Genomic DNA, 16,641 nt, shown 5'->3' on the forward strand with positions numbered 1-16,641 from the left:
ATCTTTTTGTCTTTACGCGCATCGTGTTCCGGAAAGCGTTTCATACTTTTCGGGATGCGCTCCAGGTGATTGACGTGTCAGTGGCCTTAAAGCACTGACTGTAGGAATTCCTTGGTGCGAGCTTCGGTCGGTGCCTGGAATATCTGGTCCGGCGTGCCTTGTTCGCAGATGCGTCCTTTGTCGAAAAAACAAACGCGGTCAGATACTTCCCGGGCAAATCGCATTTCATGTGTAACAAGAAGCATGGTCAGATCATGTTCCTGCGCCAGACCGCGAATGACAGAAAGCACTTCGCCGACAAGCTGCGGATCAAGTGCGGATGTCGGTTCGTCGAACAAGAGCACACGCGGACGCATAGCCAGTGAGCGTGCGATGGCGACGCGCTGTTGCTGACCGCCTGAAAGCTGCGAGGGATAGTGATCCTTCTTGTCCGTCAAACCCACAAGCGAGAGCAGATCGAGTGCACGAGCCTCCGCTTCTCCACGCTTCATGCCCAGCACATGGATCGGGGCCTCGATGATATTGCGCAGCACCGACATGTGCGGAAACAGATTAAAGCTCTGGAACACCATGCCCACATGCGATCTGATCTTGCGCAAATGGCCTTCGCTCGCCTGAAATTGTCCTTTTCCGTTTGGCTCGTGGTAGGACATATCGGCGAGTTCGAGCGTGCCTTCCTGAAAGGGCTCCAGCGTCATGAGGATGCGGAGTACGGTCGATTTTCCCGATCCCGAGGGGCCGATAAGCGTGACCTTCTCACCGGTTTTGACCGAAAAATTGAAGCGATCCAGTACCGTCAGCGCCCCGAAGCGCTTGGTTACGTCCTGAAAGCGGATAATTTCCTGGGTCATTTAAGGGCGATCCCGTTCTTTGGAAGTGTGCGTTCGAGCAGGCGTATCAGCGCCGAACAGATAATGGTTAGTACGAGGAAGATCAGGCCGACCATCGACAACGGCACCAGATATTCGAAGGTACGGTCGCCGATCAGATTGGCGAGGTTCAGCATGTCGACAATGCTGACGACAGATAGAACCGGGGTCTCCTTGAGCATGGAGACGAGGTAGTTACCCATGGCTGGAATAATCCGCGGCACGGCTTGCGGAATGACAATATCGCGATAGGTACGCCATGGCGTAAGGTTCAGGGCGCGTGCCGCTTCCCATTGTCCGCGCGGAATAGCTTCTATGCCGCCGCGATAAACCTCTGACGTATAGGCTGAATATTGAAGGCCAAGTGCCAGAGCGCCAGTCAGGAATGCGGGCAGAACAATGCCATAGACCGGAAGCACGTAGTACAGGAAAAAAAGCTGCACCAACAGCGGCGTGTCGCGCAGGAATTCCACCACGACTGCCGTCGGCCATGAAATGATCTTGTAAGGGCTGCGGCGCAGAAGTGCGAAAACGAGGCCTAGAACCAGCGCAATTGCAAAGCCGGTAGCAGCGGCTTTCAGGGTTACGGTAAGACCAATCGCCAGAATTGGCAGAATGGAAATTGCGAAGGAAAGTGTGGACGAGGTGTCCCAGGCATAGCCGTAGATCATGCGAAACCTCCAGCCATGGTCTGGCGTTTCAGACGCCGTTCCAGCCAACGAATAGCCGAAGCAAGCACGAGCGCCATTGCGAAGTAACCAAACAGGGTCAGTGTATAGATCGTCACGCTGTCGAGTGTCAGATTGCGCAGACGTTGGGCCTGGAAGGTTAGGTCGCTGATGGCGATCAGCGAGGCAAGTGCGGTATCCTTGAGATTGTGGATGGCGAGGTTGCCGAACGCTGGCATCATTTCGACCACTGCTTGCGGCAGGATGACATGAAACAAAGTATGTCGCTTGCTGAAGTTGAGCGCACGCGCCGCTTCATGCTGTGCTTCCGGAACAGCCTGTAAAGCACCGCGCACCACTTCGGCGCCATATGCACCGATATTGAACCCAAGCCCCATGATGCCCGTCGTAATCGGATCAAACGAAATGCCGATCAACGGCAAAGCATAGTAGAGCCAGAATAGCTGCACGAGCAGCGAGGTGCCGCGGAATATCTCGATATAGATCACCGCAATCGTGGACAGGATCGGCCCACCGGCAAATCGGGCGATCCCGGCAGCGAATGCCATTACAGTCCCGATGGCCATCGAACTGAGTGCTAGAACGACGGTGATTTGCGCCCCTTTGAACAGGGCAGGAAGATATTCCGTCCAGTGCATATGTTCGTCTCCCGGTTGAGATGAGACAAGGCCCGCCGAGCCGTTAACCGGTTCGGCGGGCAGCAATTCAACTTACTTTGCTTTGCAGAGGCTGGCCGTATCCACAGTTCGGGCAGCTTCGACGCTCTCCTCGCTCAGTCCATATGTCATAAGGATTTTCTTGTACTCGTCGGTCTTCTTGAACTCGATGAGCGCTTTGTTGAAGGCTTCATAGAACTCCTTATCTTCCGGACGGAAGCTGAAGGCGCCGAAACTTCTCGCAGATTTGCCGTCGACAACCGGGTCTGTGAATGGATGCGCCTGTTCCAGTTCCGGTGAATTGTCGACGAGTTTGGCCACCGTCAACTCCGTTGCGGCATAGGCATCGGCGCGTCCGGTCTGAACCGTCGATGGCGCATCGGCATTGCCCTGGATCATGACGATTTGTGATTCATCAATACCCATTCCATGCAGGAAATCGATCTGGTCTGCACCTGAAACGATCGCAACTTTCAGTGACGGATCCTTCTTGATGTCTTCATAGGAATGAATCTTCTTCGGGTTACCCTTGGGGACCAGAAGACCTTCGCCGTAACTCGAATTTGCAACAGTGAACTGAACCTGTTTGCAACGATCCGGCAGGACATTCTGCTCCGCCGCAACAAACTCGAACCGCTTGGCTTTCAGGCCGGGAATGAGCGAGCCGAATGGAGTAACGGTCCAATCGACTTCCTCGATGCCGAGTTTCTTGAAAATTGCAGCAGCGACGTCAGGACCGATACCCTTGGCCGCACCACTTTCATCCATGTAGCCGTAAGGGACTTCGTTGGCAGTGGCTCCGCGAACGAAGCCTGCACTCTTGAGATCGTCGACCGTAACGGCCTGTGACGGAAGCGTGAGAGCCAGGACCGCGGCTGCCGAAAACAGGGCGGAAATTGTATGAAGTTTCATGCGCATCGTGTTCACTCCTCTTTTTGAATGCCGGTTGTTTTGTCGTCCGGCTTGTCAGTTGGCTGGCATTGATCGGTTTATTTTGAGGCTGGTTCCCCGCTGATCGTGGCAATGACCGATAGGCAGTCGCCCATCTTGATAAGGCCAGGAAAATGACGGGCAGCGAGAATCCCGTCGAGTGCTGCGCGATATTCCTGCGGGGCCACGCCGGTGCGGGCAACAGTATGAACACGCGCAATGAGATCGCCCTTGCGCACATCTGCGCCGAGGTCGACCAAAGGTTCAAGCAAACCTTCGGTATCGGCAAAGCCAAAACACTCCTGCGATGGCATATCGAGCCACGTCGTAGGGGAAAGCTCCACCTCTCCGTGCAAAATGCCCGCATGGCACAAAAGGTTGCGAATGCCACGTTTGGCTATGGAGGCAGAGCGGGCTGAAATCGTGCCGCCGCCGGAAAGTTCGGTTGTCACGAACACCTTGCCCGCTTCTTCCGCAATGGTGTCGTACATGCCCACGGCGTCGATTTCGATCATCCGCATGGAGAAGGGGGCCGAAAAGGCTTTCACACCGGCAAAACAACGCGCTTCCTGTGCCGTATCGGGCAACGCGTGCGCCGCGGCGTAGGGTAGGAAATCGAGCGTCCGTCCGCCAGAATGAAAATCCATGACGATATCGGCTGCGGGCAGAAGGTAGCGGGTGAAGTAATCCGCGATCTTTTCCGTCACGGTTCCATCCGGGCGACCGGGGAAACTGCGGTTGAGATTGCCCTTGTCGATGGGGGATGTTCGCGTCCCCGCCAAAAAGGCTGGATAGTTCATTGCCGGAACAATGATGACACGCCCGCTGATCTGCTCCGGTTTCAGATTGGCGGCGAGATCGTAGAGCGCGACCGGACCTTCGTATTCATCGCCGTGATTGGCGCCCGTCAGGAGAGCCGTTGGACCGTCGCCATTCCGGATCACGCAGATCGGTAACATCAGCGATCCCCATGCGGAATCGTCTCTGGACCAAGGCAGTCGCAGATGTCCGTGCTGCACGCCGTCACGGTTGAGATCGACGGTCGGCGTGATCGGGGAAGGACGTGAGGGAGGCGAAGTGTGCATCATCGCAGCGTCCTAATCCTTAACCACGAGCTTGCGCGGCACATTCGACAGGCACTCGACGCCTGTTTCGGTGATCACGATGCTCTCGGTGATCTCCAGCCCCATGGTTTCCAACCAGAGACCTGTCATGAAATGAAAGGTCATGCCGGGCTGCAATTCGGTGCGGTCGCCGGAGCGCAGGCTCATCGTGCGCTCGCCCCAATCCGGCGGATAGGACAGGCCGATTGAATAGCCAGTGCGGTTGTCCTTGATGATCCCGTACTTCTTCAGCACAGCAAAAAAGCCGTTGGCGATATCTTCGCAGGTGTTGCCGGGACGGGCGGCAGCAAGTCCCGCTTCCATACCTTCGAGGGTGGCTTTTTCGGCATCAAGAAAGGCTTGTGTCGGCTTGCCGAGAAATACGGTGCGCGACAACGGGCAATGATAGCGTTTAAAGCAGCCAGCGATTTCGAAGAAGGTGCCTTCGCCGGTCTTCATCGGCAGATCGTTCCAGGTCAGATGCGGTGCGGATGCGTCGGGTCCGGAAGGCAGCAGCGGCACAATGGCGGGATAATCGCCGCCGAAATCGTCAACGCCGCGTGTGCCTGCATCGTAGATTTCTGCAACCAGATCGCATTTACGCATGCCGGGCTCGATTTTGTCGGCGATGCGTCGGTGCATGGCTTCCACTATGCGTCCAGCCTTGCGCATATAGTCTATTTCCGTCGGGCTTTTGACGGCGCGCTGCCAATTGACCAGTCCTTGCGCATCCTTGAACCGGGCATTCGGCAAGTGCTTCTGCAAGGCGTGATGAGCGGCAGCCGTGTACCAGTAATTGTCGAACTCGACGGCGATCGTCTTGTTACCCCAGCCTTTTTCATCCAGTATCGACGCCAGAAGATCCATTGGGTGACGTTCCAGCGACTGCACGTAGTGATCCGGGTAGCCGATGATGCTGTCGTGGCTGAGCCATGCGGTGCGTTTTGCGCCATTACCATCCTGACCGCGACCATACCAGATTGGTTCGCCGTCCATTGCAAGCACAACACATTGATGGACATAAAAGGACCAGCCGTCATAACCGGTAAGCCAATGCATGTTGGATGGGTCGGTGACAATGATGATATCGAAGCCTGCCTTCTCCATGGCGCGACGGGTTTTGGCTATCCGCTGATCGTATTCCGTGCGGGTGAAGTTGAGTTCCACACTCATCGACTGGCTCCTGCAGTTTTGATTGAATCGATTTTTGTGCCTGCATTGCGCAGGCTGGCGCGCTCCGTGGCGAGACGAGCGATCGCCGTATCCTGAACGCCCGTTCCGGTGAGGTCGCAGAAGGTTATATCCTCTGCCTTCCGCTGGAATGTCGGGGCATTGAGTGCAATTTGGCCGAGTTCTGGGAAGACGGCATCCGTCGCAACAACCCCAGCCGAAATTGCATGATGCAACTCGCCGAGCCTGCGCGTCTGGGACAGGCTGTCGGCAACATAGATGATTGGGCGCTGGAACAGGGCAGGATCGATCTCGTTCTTGTGCTCGGCATCCGAACCCATCGCGGTAATATGCTGGCCGGGGACAAGCCACCCGGCCTTGACGAGCGGCGTTTCCGATGGCGTTGTCGTGACAATGATGTCAGCGCCGTCGCAAGCTTCTTGCGCATCTGCGACTGCCTTCACTGAGATTTCGAGTTTTTCACTAAAGCTTCGCGCAGCTTTTTCCGCGTTATTGACATTGCGTGCCCAAATCCGCGCTTCGTTGATGGGCCGCACCAGTGTCAATGCTTCAAGCTGCATTCCCGCCTGCATGCCAGCACCGAAAATAGTGGCGACACTGGCATTTTCCCGTGCCAGATATTTTGCAGCGACAGCACCGGCTGCAGCCGTGCGCACGTCGGTCAGGTAGCCATTATCCAGTAACAGTGCCTCGATAAGCCCTGTCTTGGCCGAAAACTGGATCATCAACCCGTTGGTTGATGGCAGGCCGATGGAGGGATTGTTGAAAAAACCCGGACTTACCTTGATGGCGAAACTGTTAAGCCCGGGAATATAGGCTGTTTTCACATCCACTTCGCCACGTTCGGCCGGGATGTCCAGCCGAAGAATAGGCGGCATGCTGACACCGCCACTGGCGAGCGCGCGGAACGCATCCTCCACACAAGCCACGCTTTCAATGTCGAGGGCTATGATCTGTCGCAGATCGGCTTCGGTCAGAATTCTCATCTCAGCCATCAGCCTGCCCTCCGATAGCGATCTTCCACGATTGCGCGGTGATGTTCAGGATCAATATTGCCGCCTGATATGATGACTGCTGTTGGTCCGGTTGGCTTGATCTTGCCGCTCAATAAGCCGGCAATGCCGACCGCTGCGGCGCCCTCGATGACTTCACCTTCCCGTATTGCTGCATGCCTTATCCCGGCGGCGATCTCCTCTTCATCGAGCAGGATCACGTCGTCCAGCAACGAGTGGCACATTTCAAAAGTCCAATGATTGTTGAGCCCGATGCCGCCGCCCAGGGAATCCGCAAGTGTATCCAGTTCTTCGACATTGACCGGTTTGCCAGCTTTGAGGCTGGCATCCATGGCTGCGCCACGACGCATTGAAATCCCGATCACACGGCAATGAGGGCGCTTGGCTTTCACTGCCGCAGCAATGCCAGCAGCAAGTCCCCCACCCGAAAGGGGAATGAGAACCGTCTCAATGTCGGGATTGTCATCGATAATTTCCAAGCCGATCGTACCTTGTCCGGCAATAATGCGCGGATCGTCGAATGGCGGAATGACGTTCATTCCATCTTCGCGGGCCAGTCGCGCGACCTCTTCCATGGCATCATCCTGGGATTTTCCAACGATGCGCACGTCTGCACCAAGGTCGCGGATTGCATCGACCTTGTTGCGAGGTACGAGCGATGAAAGGCAAACGGTGGCGGTCAATCCTTGTTCGGATGCGGCATGTGCAAGCGCACGTCCATGATTGCCGGTTGACGCAGTCACAACTCCGCGTGTGCGATCTTCCGGCGACAGATCAAGAATGGCATTGCTCGCACCGCGCAACTTGAAGCTACCGGTCGTCTGTCGATTTTCAAGCTTGAGATAAACCGGGATTCCGGCAAGTGCACTGAGATATTCGGAACGCGTGAGCGGCGTTTTCACGACAAGACCCTTCAGCTTGGCGCGAGCGGCTTCGATTTCATCAAGGCCAATTATTCCAGCAATCATTCTTGGCACGGCGCTGCCTCTCATCGCATCATGGCAATGGGGAGGCTGCGTCAGGTTTTGCCGCGCGCTGCACCGAAAGAGCAGACAGAAGGCGCAATAATGCACCACGTGCGAAACCGTAAGGCCGCATCCTCGTTCCCCATATGCTTGATTTTTTGTTCTTGGCTATATGTGTGAAAGACCATTCCTATCATGTCAATAATTAAATTGGATCATTACAATTTTGATCTGTAACGACTTTTCAACGCTCGAGTCTTGTCAGCGACGCAGGGGCATGCCAATGAGAACGGGAATGTTTGCAGATGCTGGATCCACAGAATGAAAGCCGCCTTTAAGCTCGACGCCGTCGATTTGCGTATTCTTGAAGCCGTTCAGGAGAATGCGCGGATCACCAAGCTTGCCTTGGCGGAGAAGGTCGGGCTTTCTGCGACACCCTGCTGGCTGCGACTACGCAAGCTGGAAGAGGCGGGTATCGTGACTGGTTATCACGCACGCATTGCCTATCGAAAAATAGCCCCCATTGCACACGTCATTGTGCAGATCACCCTGGGCAATCATCGTCAAAGCGATTTTGACAGGTTCGAAAGGGCTATCATAGCCATCCCGGAAATCGTGTCCTGCTGGTCTGTTGGCGGTGGCGTGGACTATTTTCTGATGATCGTTGCGCGCGATATTGATGGCTATCAGCGCTTGATCGACCGCCTTCTGGATCAGAACATTGGCATAGAGCGGTACTTCACCTATATCGTGACGAAGCTGGTCAAAGACGACAAAGCGAACGCGCCTTTGTCGCTGTTCAAGGAAGTGGCGGACTAGCCCAAACAGACTGTCTGGCTTTTAAATTTAGTCCAATTCGTATGTCTGTTGATGTGCCTTTGGTCCGAATTCAGAGCGATCCTGTGACAAGATTCTTCCAGAATTGGGAGAAGAACAATGAATGCCGTTCTGGATCATCCGATACAACATGACGGGCTTAACAGGCTTCGGGACAAGCATCTTTTCCGCGAACTTGGCTATGTCGATGGACGCTGGGTAGCAGGAGGCAAAGCGGAAACCTTCTCCGTTCTCGATCCTGCGACCGGCCGACGGTTAGCCCGTGTGGCAAGCCTTGGTGAAGTGGAGACGACGCTTGCAATCGATGCTGCTGTAAAGGCTTTTCCGGCCTGGCGTGATAAGTTACCCCAAGAACGATCTGCAGTCTTGCGGCGATGGTTCGAACTGGTCACCGCAAATCGCGAGGATCTCGCATTGCTGATGACGCTGGAGCAGGGCAAACCGCTGGCAGAATCGTGTGGTGAGATCGATTATGGCGCATCTTTCATAGAATGGTTCGCGGAAGAGGCCAAGCGGCTGAATGGCGAAACCATAGCGAGCCATCTAGCGGATGCCGAGATGCTCGTGCGTCGTGAGGCGCTTGGTGTTGTGGCGCTTGTCACCCCGTGGAATTTTCCGAATGCCATGATTACGCGCAAAGCAGCCGCAGCGATTGCTGCCGGTTGCCCGGTTGTCGTGCATCCGTCTTCTGAAACACCGCTTTCAGCGCTTGCCCTGGCCGAGTTGGCCGAAAGAGCTGGATTGCCTGCGGGCATCTTCAACGTAGTAACCGGCAAGGCCGCGCCAATCGTCGACACAATGTGTCGCGATGAGCGTGTCAGGGCGTTGAGCTTCACCGGCTCAACCGAAATTGGCAGGCTGATTGCCACCAAATGTGCCGACACCGTGAAGCGCCTTGTCATGGAACTCGGCGGGCATGCACCTTTGATCATCTTCGACGACGCCGATGTCACGCGGGCGGTCGATGTCGCCATGGCTGCAAAGTTTGCCACTTCCGGTCAGGATTGCCTTGCTGCAAATCGCATCTTTGTCCAGCGCGGAATCCTGAAATCATTCACCGAAGCCTTCGCTGCGCGCATCGCCGCACTTAAAGTTGGTAACGGGCTTGATCCGGCTACAGAAATCGGGCCGCTAATGCATAGCCGTGCGGTCGACAAGGTTGAGGAACACGTGCGGGACGCCGAGAAGCGGGGCAGCAAGGTGCTCGTTGGCGGCAACCGCGTGGGAGAAAATGCACTGTTCTTCGAGCCGACATTGCTGGTCGATGTGGCAGACGATGCTGCGATAATGCACGACGAGACTTTCGGACCGGTAGCCGCAGTCGCGGTTTTCGATGATGAAGACGAAGTCATCGCACGTGCCAATGCGACACAATATGGTCTCGTTGCGTACGTTGTAACGGCAAACGGTGCACGGCAGCTCCGCATGGGGCGTGCGCTCGAATACGGAATGGTGGCCATCAACCGCGCAAAGATCACCGGCGCACCGATACCCTTCGGAGGCTGGAAACAATCCGGGCTTGGCCGCGAAGGTTCCCATCAGGGCATCGAAGCCTTCACCGAACTCAAATATCTCTGCATCGATACCGCCGCGTGAGAACGTGGCGACAGGAAAGGAACATACCCATGTTGAACAATAGCAATGAACTCACTGCCTGGGATCGCGATCATTTCTTTCACCCGTCCACGCACATGGGCATGCATGCCCGTGGTGAGACGCCGACGCGTGTGCTGGAAGGCGGCGAGGGCGTGTATATTGCTGACGTGAATGGCCGCAAGAGCCTCGACGCCTTCGCAGGTCTTTATTGCGTCAACGTTGGTTATGGGCGCACCGAAATTGCAGATGCGATTGCAGAGCAGGCGCGCAAGCTCGCCTATTATCATGCCTATGTCGGTCACGGCACCGAAGTGTCCATCACACTCGCCAAGATGATTATCGACCGCGCACCGGAGCATATGAGCCGCGTTTATTTCGGTCTTTCGGGTTCGGATGCGAATGAAACCAATATCAAGCTGATCTGGTACTATAATAATATTCTTGGCCGTCCCGAGAAAAAGAAGATCATTTCGCGCTGGCGCGGATATCATGGTTCGGGCGTGATGACGGGCAGCATGACCGGACTTGCGACCTTCCACAACGCGTTCGACCTGCCGCGTGCGCCGATCCTGCATACGGAGTCCCCATATTATTTCCGCCGTGCCGACCGTTCGATGAGCGAAGAGCAGTTCTCGCAACATTGCGCAGACAAGCTCGAGGAAATGATCCTTGCTGAAGGGCCAGATACGATTGCAGCCTTCATCGGCGAGCCTGTTCTGGGTACTGGCGGTATCGTCCCACCACCGGCTGGTTATTGGCAGAAAATTCAAGCCGTTCTTGATCGCTATGATATTCTGCTTGTTGCCGACGAAGTCGTCACTGGCTTTGGCCGTCTGGGCAGCATGTTCGGTTCTGATCATTACGGCATGAAGCCTGATCTGATCACCATCGCCAAGGGCCTTACCTCGGCCTATGCACCGCTTTCGGGGTCGATTGTTTCCGACCGTATGTGGCAGGTGCTGGTGCAGGGATCGGACAAGATGGGGCCTATCGGCCATGGCTGGACCTATTCCGCCCATCCGATCTGCGCAGCAGCAGGCGTCGCCAATCTCAAGCTGATTGATGAACTGAACCTGGTAGAAAATGCGGGTTCGACCGGCGCTTATTTCCGCAAAGCGCTGCAGGATGCTCTTGGCGATCACAAGCATGTAGGTGAAATTCGCGGCGAAGGCCTGATGGCGGCAATCGAATTTGTAGAAGACCGTGACGACCGCAGGTTTTTCGACCCGTTGCTGAAGATCGGCGCACAGGTTTCTGCTGCGCTGTTGGCCAATGATGTTATTGGGCGCGCCATGCCGGAAGGAGATATCCTGGGATTTGCGCCGCCGCTCTGCCTCACGCCCGAGGAAGCAGACAAGGTTGTAGCAGCCACGAAAAAGGCAGTCGCGACCGTCTTTGCTTGAGCCATCAAAGGCCGTTGTCTGTCGGACGTAAGTTGTTCGATCGGCAGCGGCCTTTTTCTTTCATCCTAAGAGGTCGAGTTGATCTTGCCGAAGGTGTTTCAGTCGCCATATGTGTCGGAAAGGCATTGAGGAGCCGTTCCTATGACGACGATTGAACTGAAGCGGATTTATGAAGCTCCTTCGCCGGATGACGGCTATCGCGTACTTGTAGACCGTGTCTGGCCGCGCGGTATGACGAAGGAGAAGGCGGATATAGACCTTTGGGCCAAGGACATCGCGCCATCGACCGATCTTCGTAAATGGTTCGGCCATGATCCCACGAAATGGAACGATTTTCAGAAAAAGTACCGCGAGGAACTCGAAGGAAGTAAGCCTGCGCTGAAGGATTTGATCGCCCATGCGAAGGCGAGAGGTGGCCGACTGACACTATTATACGGCGCGAAGGACGAAGAGCACAATCAAGCGGTTGTCCTGCATGAGTTCATGCAAACTCTGTAGGCAGCTTCGAAGAGTGCCGTAACTTTGCGGCGCTCTTCGATACTCAATCTTCAGATCACCACTTGGTGTGGATTTTTAGAAGCGCCTTGCGCCCTTCACCGTAACCGCAAACATAGATGCCCTGACAGCCTGCGACATAGTTTTTGTCGAACAGATTGGTGACGTTGAGGTCAACGCCCCAATTGTCTTTTTCATAACCCAGTTTCAGGTCTGCCAGTGTCACAGCCGGCACCTTGAGCGTGTTTTCTTCATCCGCGTAGGAAGAACCGAGATAACGTACACCGCCACCGAGGGTCACGCCCTGAAAGGCACCGTCCGGTACCTTGTATTCAACAAAGACGGAGGCCTGTTGTTCCGGCAGAAGATAGGGGCGATTGCCGATGATGTCGGGGTTGCTGTCGTTCTCTTTGATCTTCAGATCATAGGCAGTTACCGAAGCTGTCAACTTCCATGCGTCGGTGATATTAGCCTGAACTTCCAGTTCGAAACCGCGAGAGTTGACCTTGCCAAGCTGTTCGCGAGCGAAACTGGAACCAGTGAGGGCGTTTTCCTTGGTCAGGTCGAACAGCGAAGCGGTAATCAATCCGTCGAAAAGTTCCGGACGGTATTTGACACCCACCTCATACTGCGTCCCCGTTTCCGGCTGAGCGTAGCTGCCGTCAGCCAGCGTTTCGATGATTGGATTGAAGAAGGTGGCAACACTGACGTAAGGCGTTATGCCATTGTCGAACTCATAGCCGAGACCCGCACGCCCGGAGGCCTTGCCCTTGTTATACTCGTAGCTTGGCAATCCTGTCGCGTCGGTTTTGACATAGTCGTAGCGACCGTTGAGCGTCGCGATCCAGCCGTCGCCGAACTCCATTCGATCCTGAGCGTAAATGCCGATCTGGTGACGTCGCAGATCCTGATCGATATAGGGATCGAACATCGGCCCCTGCGGCTCACCATAAACCGGGTTGAAGCCGTCAATAACGGTCGCCCCGCCCGTCTGTTGCATCTGATCGATATGGAAATAACGGTATTCCACACCGAACAGAAGGTTGTGTGTCAGCGCATCGGTCTCGACCGTGCCTTCAAGCTGATTGTCCGCAAGGAAGGTGTTGACCGTGGTATCGTGCTTGAAATTGATGCGGGCAATATTCGGATTGCCTGGTGCTGGTTGTGGCAGGAATCCTTCGTAACCATACGCATAGAGACTGTGTTCTTGCACATGGGAAAAGCCGTAGCGGACGTTCTGGCGCACGGTCCAGTCATTGTCGAACTGGTGTTCGAATTCATAACCGATGGAAGCCTGTTCGCGTTTGTAAGAGTCAATATCAGGCTCGGTGAAGTTCCGCTTGCGCGAAATCTTGCCGAATTCTGTGGGAACGACCGTGCCGTAATAAGGAAGAAAGCCACCGCCATCGTGGGTCAGATCAAGATGGGTATAGTTGCCGAGAATGGTCAGCTTTGTCGCTTCGTCTGGCTTGTATTCAATGCTCGGTGAGATGACGCCGCGAAATTCCTTTGCGAAGTCCGTATAATTGTCACCGCCCTGGATTTTACCGTTCACACGGTAGTTGACTGTATCGCTGGCCTTGTCGCCGACGTCGAAACCGAGATAGGCGTTGCCGTAGCTATTGATGCCCGTTTCGAGATAGCGCAACCGTTCGCCGGTCGGGCGCTTACTGATATAGTTGACAATACCGCCCGGATTGGAACCGCCGTAAAGAGCAGATGACGCGCCACGCAGAACGTCGATACGCTCAATGCCGAAGCTATCGATCAGGAAGCCGCCGAAGCCGTAGCTGAAGTTCTGCAGGCCATCGAGATAGGTGCCATATTGGGTGGCTTCGAAACCGCGAATATAGAGCCAGTCGGTATCGTTATCGACGCCGAAAGGCTGTCCTAACACGCCCGGCGTATAGCGGAGCGCCTCATCCAGCTTCTGCGCGCCAATGGCATCCATCTGCTCCCGACCCACGACGGATACGGATTGCGGTATCTTCTCGATGGCAACGCTGTCTTTCGACCCCGTCGTCGTTGCTGTCGGTACAAAACCGTTTACAGGCGCAACGCCTTCATCGCTGCGGCCATTTCCTGTCTGCACAACGACTGTGTCGAGGCGAACCGCATTGTTCGCGTCTTGCGCACCGGCCGTTGAGAGCGGCAGAACTGCAAGTGCTGCGCCGCTGGCCAGCAGGGTCAGGAAATGTTGCTTTATCGATGTCGTCATCCGGTGCAAGCCCCTCGAGAAATCCCATATGTGCTCCGGCTTTTTGATACCCGTTAGGGCTTCAGCCGGGTGCGACGAATGCGTCGGCGTTGCCACGCATCGCAAATTAATATGAGTATTTACATCAAGATATCTCTGGAAGATTGTTCGTTATTTCGCCCAATTGAATGATATTTGGCTAATGTACAGCGCCCTTTGAATATCACTTGATCCGGGTCTAGTGGAACTGCTGTCTGACCCAAGCCGCAGGCGTGATACCGGTGAGTTTCTTGAAAACACGGGTGAAATGCGCCTGGTCGGCGAAACCGGTGAGGGCTGCGATATGCGGCAGTGCCGCACTTGGTTGCCGGAGCAATATCTGGGCCCGGTCGATGCGTTTCTGCATCTGCCAGGCGTGAGGCGAAATGCCAGTCGAAGCCTTGAAGGCGCTGCAAAAATAGGATTCGGATAATCCGGCGAGCGCCGCCAATTCCTGCAGGCGGATAACACGGGCGTAATTGTCTTCCATGAATTCGGTCACACGGCGCAGTTGTCGCGGCGAAAGCTTGCTGTTACGGGTCCTTTGTTCCAGTTGCGCTTCAAAGAGTTCGGCGACAAGCGCCATTAGCAAACCTTCTCCATAAAGGTTGTGCATCGGTGCCTTCGAAAGGCATTCTTCCGCCAGTAGGGAACCGATCTGCTCAATCTTCGGGCTAGAGAAGAACAGGCGTGGTTTCTCCATGCTGCTTTTGTTCAGCATGTAACCGAAGCGCTGTTGCAGAGCAGCAATATCGAAATGCAAATCGAGATGCTTCAGTTTTCCGGGGCGTGTCACATGGCTCCAGATCGTCATGCCCGCAGGTATGTAGCAGAGCTTTTGCTGCGGTTGAGCATTGACCGACGCATGATTGGTTTGTTCAGGGCCGATGGTCAGCTCACCTCGGCTTTCAAGTACAAGAAAAAGACGCGGCGCTTGTGAAACATATTCTCCGCGCGCGGCTGGTCCGCAATTGACAGACCATACGTCGGCTATTGCGCCATTCCATACGCGATAGTGAAGATCGTCCAGCAAGCTGACGTCTTCGATGTGGCTCTTCATGTGCGGATGGAAGCCCAAACTCTTTTTTCCTGATGGTGTTTCTCAAAACATGTATATCTTTCTCATATTTTACTATCAACCGTTGATGAACTGCTTTATTGCAGGGCGGATATCTAGGTCCTGACCCTAGAGTTGACCAAAATCAGGAATGAGATTGATGGCCACCGCTTTGTTCGAACTTGAGAATGTCACCTTTTCAGTTGCCGGACGCACACTGTTGCAGCCACTGACGATGTCGATCCCGGCAGGAAGTTTGACAGCGCTTATCGGGCACAACGGGTCGAGCAAATCGACACTTCTGAAAATCCTGGCCCGGCAACAGCCCGCTTCCGGCGGCATTTTACGCTTTGCAGGCAAAGCACTCGGTGAATGGGGTGACCGTGAGTTCGCGCGCAAGCTCGCCTATCTGCCACAGCAGACGGCACCTGCCGGAGGCATGTTGGTCAAGGAACTCGTCGCTTTAGGACGGTATCCATGGCATGGCGCCCTTGGCCGCTTCGGAGTAGCCGACCGCCAGAAAGTGGATGAAGCGATCGAACTGACCGGGATCGGCCCTTTCGCGAACCGTTTGGTCGACACGCTTTCAGGCGGTGAACGTCAGCGCGTCTGGCTTGCCATGCTGGTTGCTCAGGATGCTGAATGTCTTTTGCTTGATGAACCGACATCGGCGCTTGATATCGCGCACCAGATCGAAGTTCTCTCGCTTGTGCGTAAGCTGTCACACGAAAAGGAACTGAGCGTCTTCGTCGTGTTGCATGACGTGAACATGGCTGCGCGCTTTTGCGATGAGGTGTTCGCGCTTCACAGCGGCAGGTTGATCGCGCAATCGACCCCCAAGGGGATCATGGTGCCGGAACGCCTTGAGGAAATCTACGGCATTCCGATGGAAGTCATGCAGCACGTCTCTACGGGCCGGCTGATCGCTTCGCCGCGATAGCTATCAATCTCTACCTTCTTCAGGTGCTCCCAGCGGAAATAACTGACGGAATGGCCGTGCTTCGTCGAGTGCACGGGCATAACTCGGTCGTGCAAGCAGGCGTTCGCGATAGGCCCAGACATTGGCGAATTTTTTGGGAATGGCATAGGTCCAGTCTGCGTAGAGCAGGGAAGGTGCCGCAGCGCAGTCGGCGAGGCTGAAATCATCGCCCGAGACCCATTCGCGCCGCTCCATATGCCGATCCAGAAATGCGTAGGCTGTATCGAACGCCGCTCGCCAACGGTTGCCGCCGTCGTCGTGTTCTCGGCCAATTGCAATATAAACAAGGCGTTGTTGTGGATAGTTTATGTAGTTATCGAAGAAACGATCCCACATTCGCACATCCGCACTGGCAAGTGGATCAGACGGGATCAATCGCTTGGTCTGAGGATAGGCTGCTTCGAGATATTCGATAATACCAGTCGCTTCAAACACCAGTTTTCCATTGTCCGTTAGTACTGGAAATTTACCGAAGGGCCAAAGTGCAGCGAACTCGCTGGCTACCGGTTCCGTACCATCGAGCATTTTTGCTTCGAAGGCGATGTCCTTTTCATAGAAGGCTGTTATCGCCTTCTGGCAATATGACGAGAATGGGTGAAGGTAGAGTTTCAAGGTCATCATG

General features: G+C 55.0%; 16 protein-coding genes. 5 read left to right on the forward strand and 11 right to left on the reverse strand.

The window, feature by feature from the left end; translation table 11 throughout:
• Positions 1-86 precede the first annotated feature (86 nt).
• The 8 genes from ehuA to eutB form a co-directional block, all read right to left on the reverse strand.
• The gene (ehuA, locus tag FIB18_RS13465) at positions 87-851 is read right to left on the reverse strand and encodes an ectoine/hydroxyectoine ABC transporter ATP-binding protein EhuA (protein WP_140021202.1); all 765 of its coding nucleotides are present in this window, start codon (positions 849-851) and stop codon (positions 87-89) included.
• Positions 848-1,540, reverse strand: coding sequence for an ectoine/hydroxyectoine ABC transporter permease subunit EhuD (ehuD, locus tag FIB18_RS13470; protein WP_140021203.1), 693 nt, complete (start codon positions 1,538-1,540; stop codon positions 848-850). The genes ehuA and ehuD overlap by 4 nt, the downstream gene beginning before the upstream one ends.
• Positions 1,537-2,196 (reverse strand): ectoine/hydroxyectoine ABC transporter permease subunit EhuC, encoded by a 660-nt coding sequence (ehuC, locus tag FIB18_RS13475; protein WP_140021204.1) that lies wholly within the window; start codon positions 2,194-2,196, stop codon positions 1,537-1,539. Before ehuC ends, ehuD begins: the two co-directional genes overlap by 4 nt.
• A 72-nt stretch (positions 2,197-2,268) precedes the next feature.
• Positions 2,269-3,132: an ectoine/hydroxyectoine ABC transporter substrate-binding protein EhuB gene (ehuB, locus tag FIB18_RS13480; protein ID WP_140021205.1), complete on the reverse strand. Its 864-nt coding sequence runs from the start codon at positions 3,130-3,132 to the stop codon at positions 2,269-2,271.
• 71 nt (positions 3,133-3,203) lie between these two features.
• A complete protein-coding gene (gene doeB / locus FIB18_RS13485) occupies positions 3,204-4,232 on the reverse strand; it encodes a N(2)-acetyl-L-2,4-diaminobutanoate deacetylase DoeB (protein WP_140021206.1) in 1,029 nt (342 codons plus the stop codon).
• Positions 4,233-4,241: 9 nt separating this feature from the next.
• The gene (gene doeA / locus FIB18_RS13490) at positions 4,242-5,420 is read right to left on the reverse strand and encodes an ectoine hydrolase DoeA (RefSeq protein WP_140021207.1); all 1,179 of its coding nucleotides are present in this window, start codon (positions 5,418-5,420) and stop codon (positions 4,242-4,244) included.
• A complete protein-coding gene (locus tag FIB18_RS13495; protein WP_140021208.1) occupies positions 5,417-6,433 on the reverse strand; it encodes a cyclodeaminase in 1,017 nt (338 codons plus the stop codon). Before FIB18_RS13495 ends, doeA begins: the two co-directional genes overlap by 4 nt.
• On the reverse strand, positions 6,433-7,419 hold the full coding sequence (gene eutB / locus FIB18_RS13500; RefSeq protein WP_174977429.1) for a hydroxyectoine utilization dehydratase EutB: 987 nt from the start codon (positions 7,417-7,419) through the stop codon (positions 6,433-6,435). The genes FIB18_RS13495 and eutB overlap by 1 nt, the downstream gene beginning before the upstream one ends.
• A gap of 318 nt (positions 7,420-7,737) precedes the next feature.
• Between eutB and FIB18_RS13505 the strand changes: the two genes are divergently transcribed.
• The 4 genes from FIB18_RS13505 to FIB18_RS13520 all read left to right on the forward strand — a co-directional run bounded on the left by FIB18_RS13505 (position 7,738) and on the right by FIB18_RS13520 (position 11,750).
• A complete protein-coding gene (locus FIB18_RS13505) occupies positions 7,738-8,235 on the forward strand; it encodes an Lrp/AsnC family transcriptional regulator (RefSeq protein WP_140021209.1) in 498 nt (165 codons plus the stop codon).
• 117 nt (positions 8,236-8,352) lie between these two features.
• Positions 8,353-9,849: an NAD-dependent succinate-semialdehyde dehydrogenase gene (locus tag FIB18_RS13510; protein WP_140021210.1), complete on the forward strand. Its 1,497-nt coding sequence runs from the start codon at positions 8,353-8,355 to the stop codon at positions 9,847-9,849.
• A gap of 29 nt (positions 9,850-9,878) precedes the next feature.
• The gene (locus FIB18_RS13515; RefSeq protein WP_140021211.1) at positions 9,879-11,252 is read left to right on the forward strand and encodes an aspartate aminotransferase family protein; all 1,374 of its coding nucleotides are present in this window, start codon (positions 9,879-9,881) and stop codon (positions 11,250-11,252) included.
• Between the two features lie 141 nt (positions 11,253-11,393).
• Positions 11,394-11,750, forward strand: coding sequence for a DUF488 domain-containing protein (locus tag FIB18_RS13520; RefSeq protein WP_140021212.1), 357 nt, complete (start codon positions 11,394-11,396; stop codon positions 11,748-11,750).
• 55 nt (positions 11,751-11,805) lie between these two features.
• Here FIB18_RS13520 and FIB18_RS13525 read toward each other — a convergent pair whose 3' ends face one another.
• Both FIB18_RS13525 and FIB18_RS13530 read right to left on the reverse strand, forming a co-directional pair.
• On the reverse strand, positions 11,806-13,965 hold the full coding sequence (locus FIB18_RS13525) for a TonB-dependent siderophore receptor (RefSeq protein ID WP_140021213.1): 2,160 nt from the start codon (positions 13,963-13,965) through the stop codon (positions 11,806-11,808).
• 217 nt (positions 13,966-14,182) lie between these two features.
• Complete coding sequence (locus FIB18_RS13530; protein ID WP_235894893.1) at positions 14,183-15,043, reverse strand: helix-turn-helix domain-containing protein; 861 nt, start codon at positions 15,041-15,043, stop codon at positions 14,183-14,185.
• Positions 15,044-15,200: 157 nt separating this feature from the next.
• On the opposite strand from FIB18_RS13530, the gene FIB18_RS13535 reads away from it, so the two are divergent.
• Positions 15,201-15,980, forward strand: a complete 780-nt coding sequence (locus FIB18_RS13535; RefSeq protein WP_140021215.1) for an ATP-binding cassette domain-containing protein — start codon at positions 15,201-15,203, stop codon at positions 15,978-15,980.
• Positions 15,981-15,983: 3 nt separating this feature from the next.
• Here FIB18_RS13535 and FIB18_RS13540 read toward each other — a convergent pair whose 3' ends face one another.
• Positions 15,984-16,637, reverse strand: a complete 654-nt coding sequence (locus FIB18_RS13540) for a glutathione S-transferase family protein (protein WP_140021246.1) — start codon at positions 16,635-16,637, stop codon at positions 15,984-15,986.
• Positions 16,638-16,641: the final 4 nt, after the last annotated feature.

Source organism: Brucella pecoris, assembly GCF_006376675.1.
Classification (GTDB): domain Bacteria; phylum Pseudomonadota; class Alphaproteobacteria; order Rhizobiales; family Rhizobiaceae; genus Brucella; species Brucella pecoris.

Bases quoted from the DNA above. Each gene is read 5' to 3' on its own strand.
- ehuA (WP_140021202.1), bottom strand. From the start codon at position 851: ATGACCCAGGAAATTATCCGCTTTCAGGACGTAACCAAGCGCTTCGGG.
- ehuD (WP_140021203.1), bottom strand. From the start codon at position 1,540: ATGATCTACGGCTATGCCTGGGACACCTCGTCCACACTTTCCTTCGCA.
- ehuC (WP_140021204.1), bottom strand. From the start codon at position 2,196: ATGCACTGGACGGAATATCTTCCTGCCCTGTTCAAAGGGGCGCAAATC.
- ehuB (WP_140021205.1), bottom strand. From the start codon at position 3,132: ATGCGCATGAAACTTCATACAATTTCCGCCCTGTTTTCGGCAGCCGCG.
- doeB (WP_140021206.1), bottom strand. From the start codon at position 4,232: ATGATGCACACTTCGCCTCCCTCACGTCCTTCCCCGATCACGCCGACC.
- doeA (WP_140021207.1), bottom strand. From the start codon at position 5,420: ATGAGTGTGGAACTCAACTTCACCCGCACGGAATACGATCAGCGGATA.
- FIB18_RS13495 (WP_140021208.1), bottom strand. From the start codon at position 6,433: ATGGCTGAGATGAGAATTCTGACCGAAGCCGATCTGCGACAGATCATA.
- eutB (WP_174977429.1), bottom strand. From the start codon at position 7,419: ATGATTGCTGGAATAATTGGCCTTGATGAAATCGAAGCCGCTCGCGCC.
- FIB18_RS13505 (WP_140021209.1), top strand. From the start codon at position 7,738: ATGAAAGCCGCCTTTAAGCTCGACGCCGTCGATTTGCGTATTCTTGAA.
- FIB18_RS13510 (WP_140021210.1), top strand. From the start codon at position 8,353: ATGAATGCCGTTCTGGATCATCCGATACAACATGACGGGCTTAACAGG.
- FIB18_RS13515 (WP_140021211.1), top strand. From the start codon at position 9,879: ATGTTGAACAATAGCAATGAACTCACTGCCTGGGATCGCGATCATTTC.
- FIB18_RS13520 (WP_140021212.1), top strand. From the start codon at position 11,394: ATGACGACGATTGAACTGAAGCGGATTTATGAAGCTCCTTCGCCGGAT.
- FIB18_RS13525 (WP_140021213.1), bottom strand. From the start codon at position 13,965: ATGACGACATCGATAAAGCAACATTTCCTGACCCTGCTGGCCAGCGGC.
- FIB18_RS13530 (WP_235894893.1), bottom strand. From the start codon at position 15,043: ATGAAGAGCCACATCGAAGACGTCAGCTTGCTGGACGATCTTCACTAT.
- FIB18_RS13535 (WP_140021215.1), top strand. From the start codon at position 15,201: ATGGCCACCGCTTTGTTCGAACTTGAGAATGTCACCTTTTCAGTTGCC.
- FIB18_RS13540 (WP_140021246.1), bottom strand. From the start codon at position 16,637: ATGACCTTGAAACTCTACCTTCACCCATTCTCGTCATATTGCCAGAAG.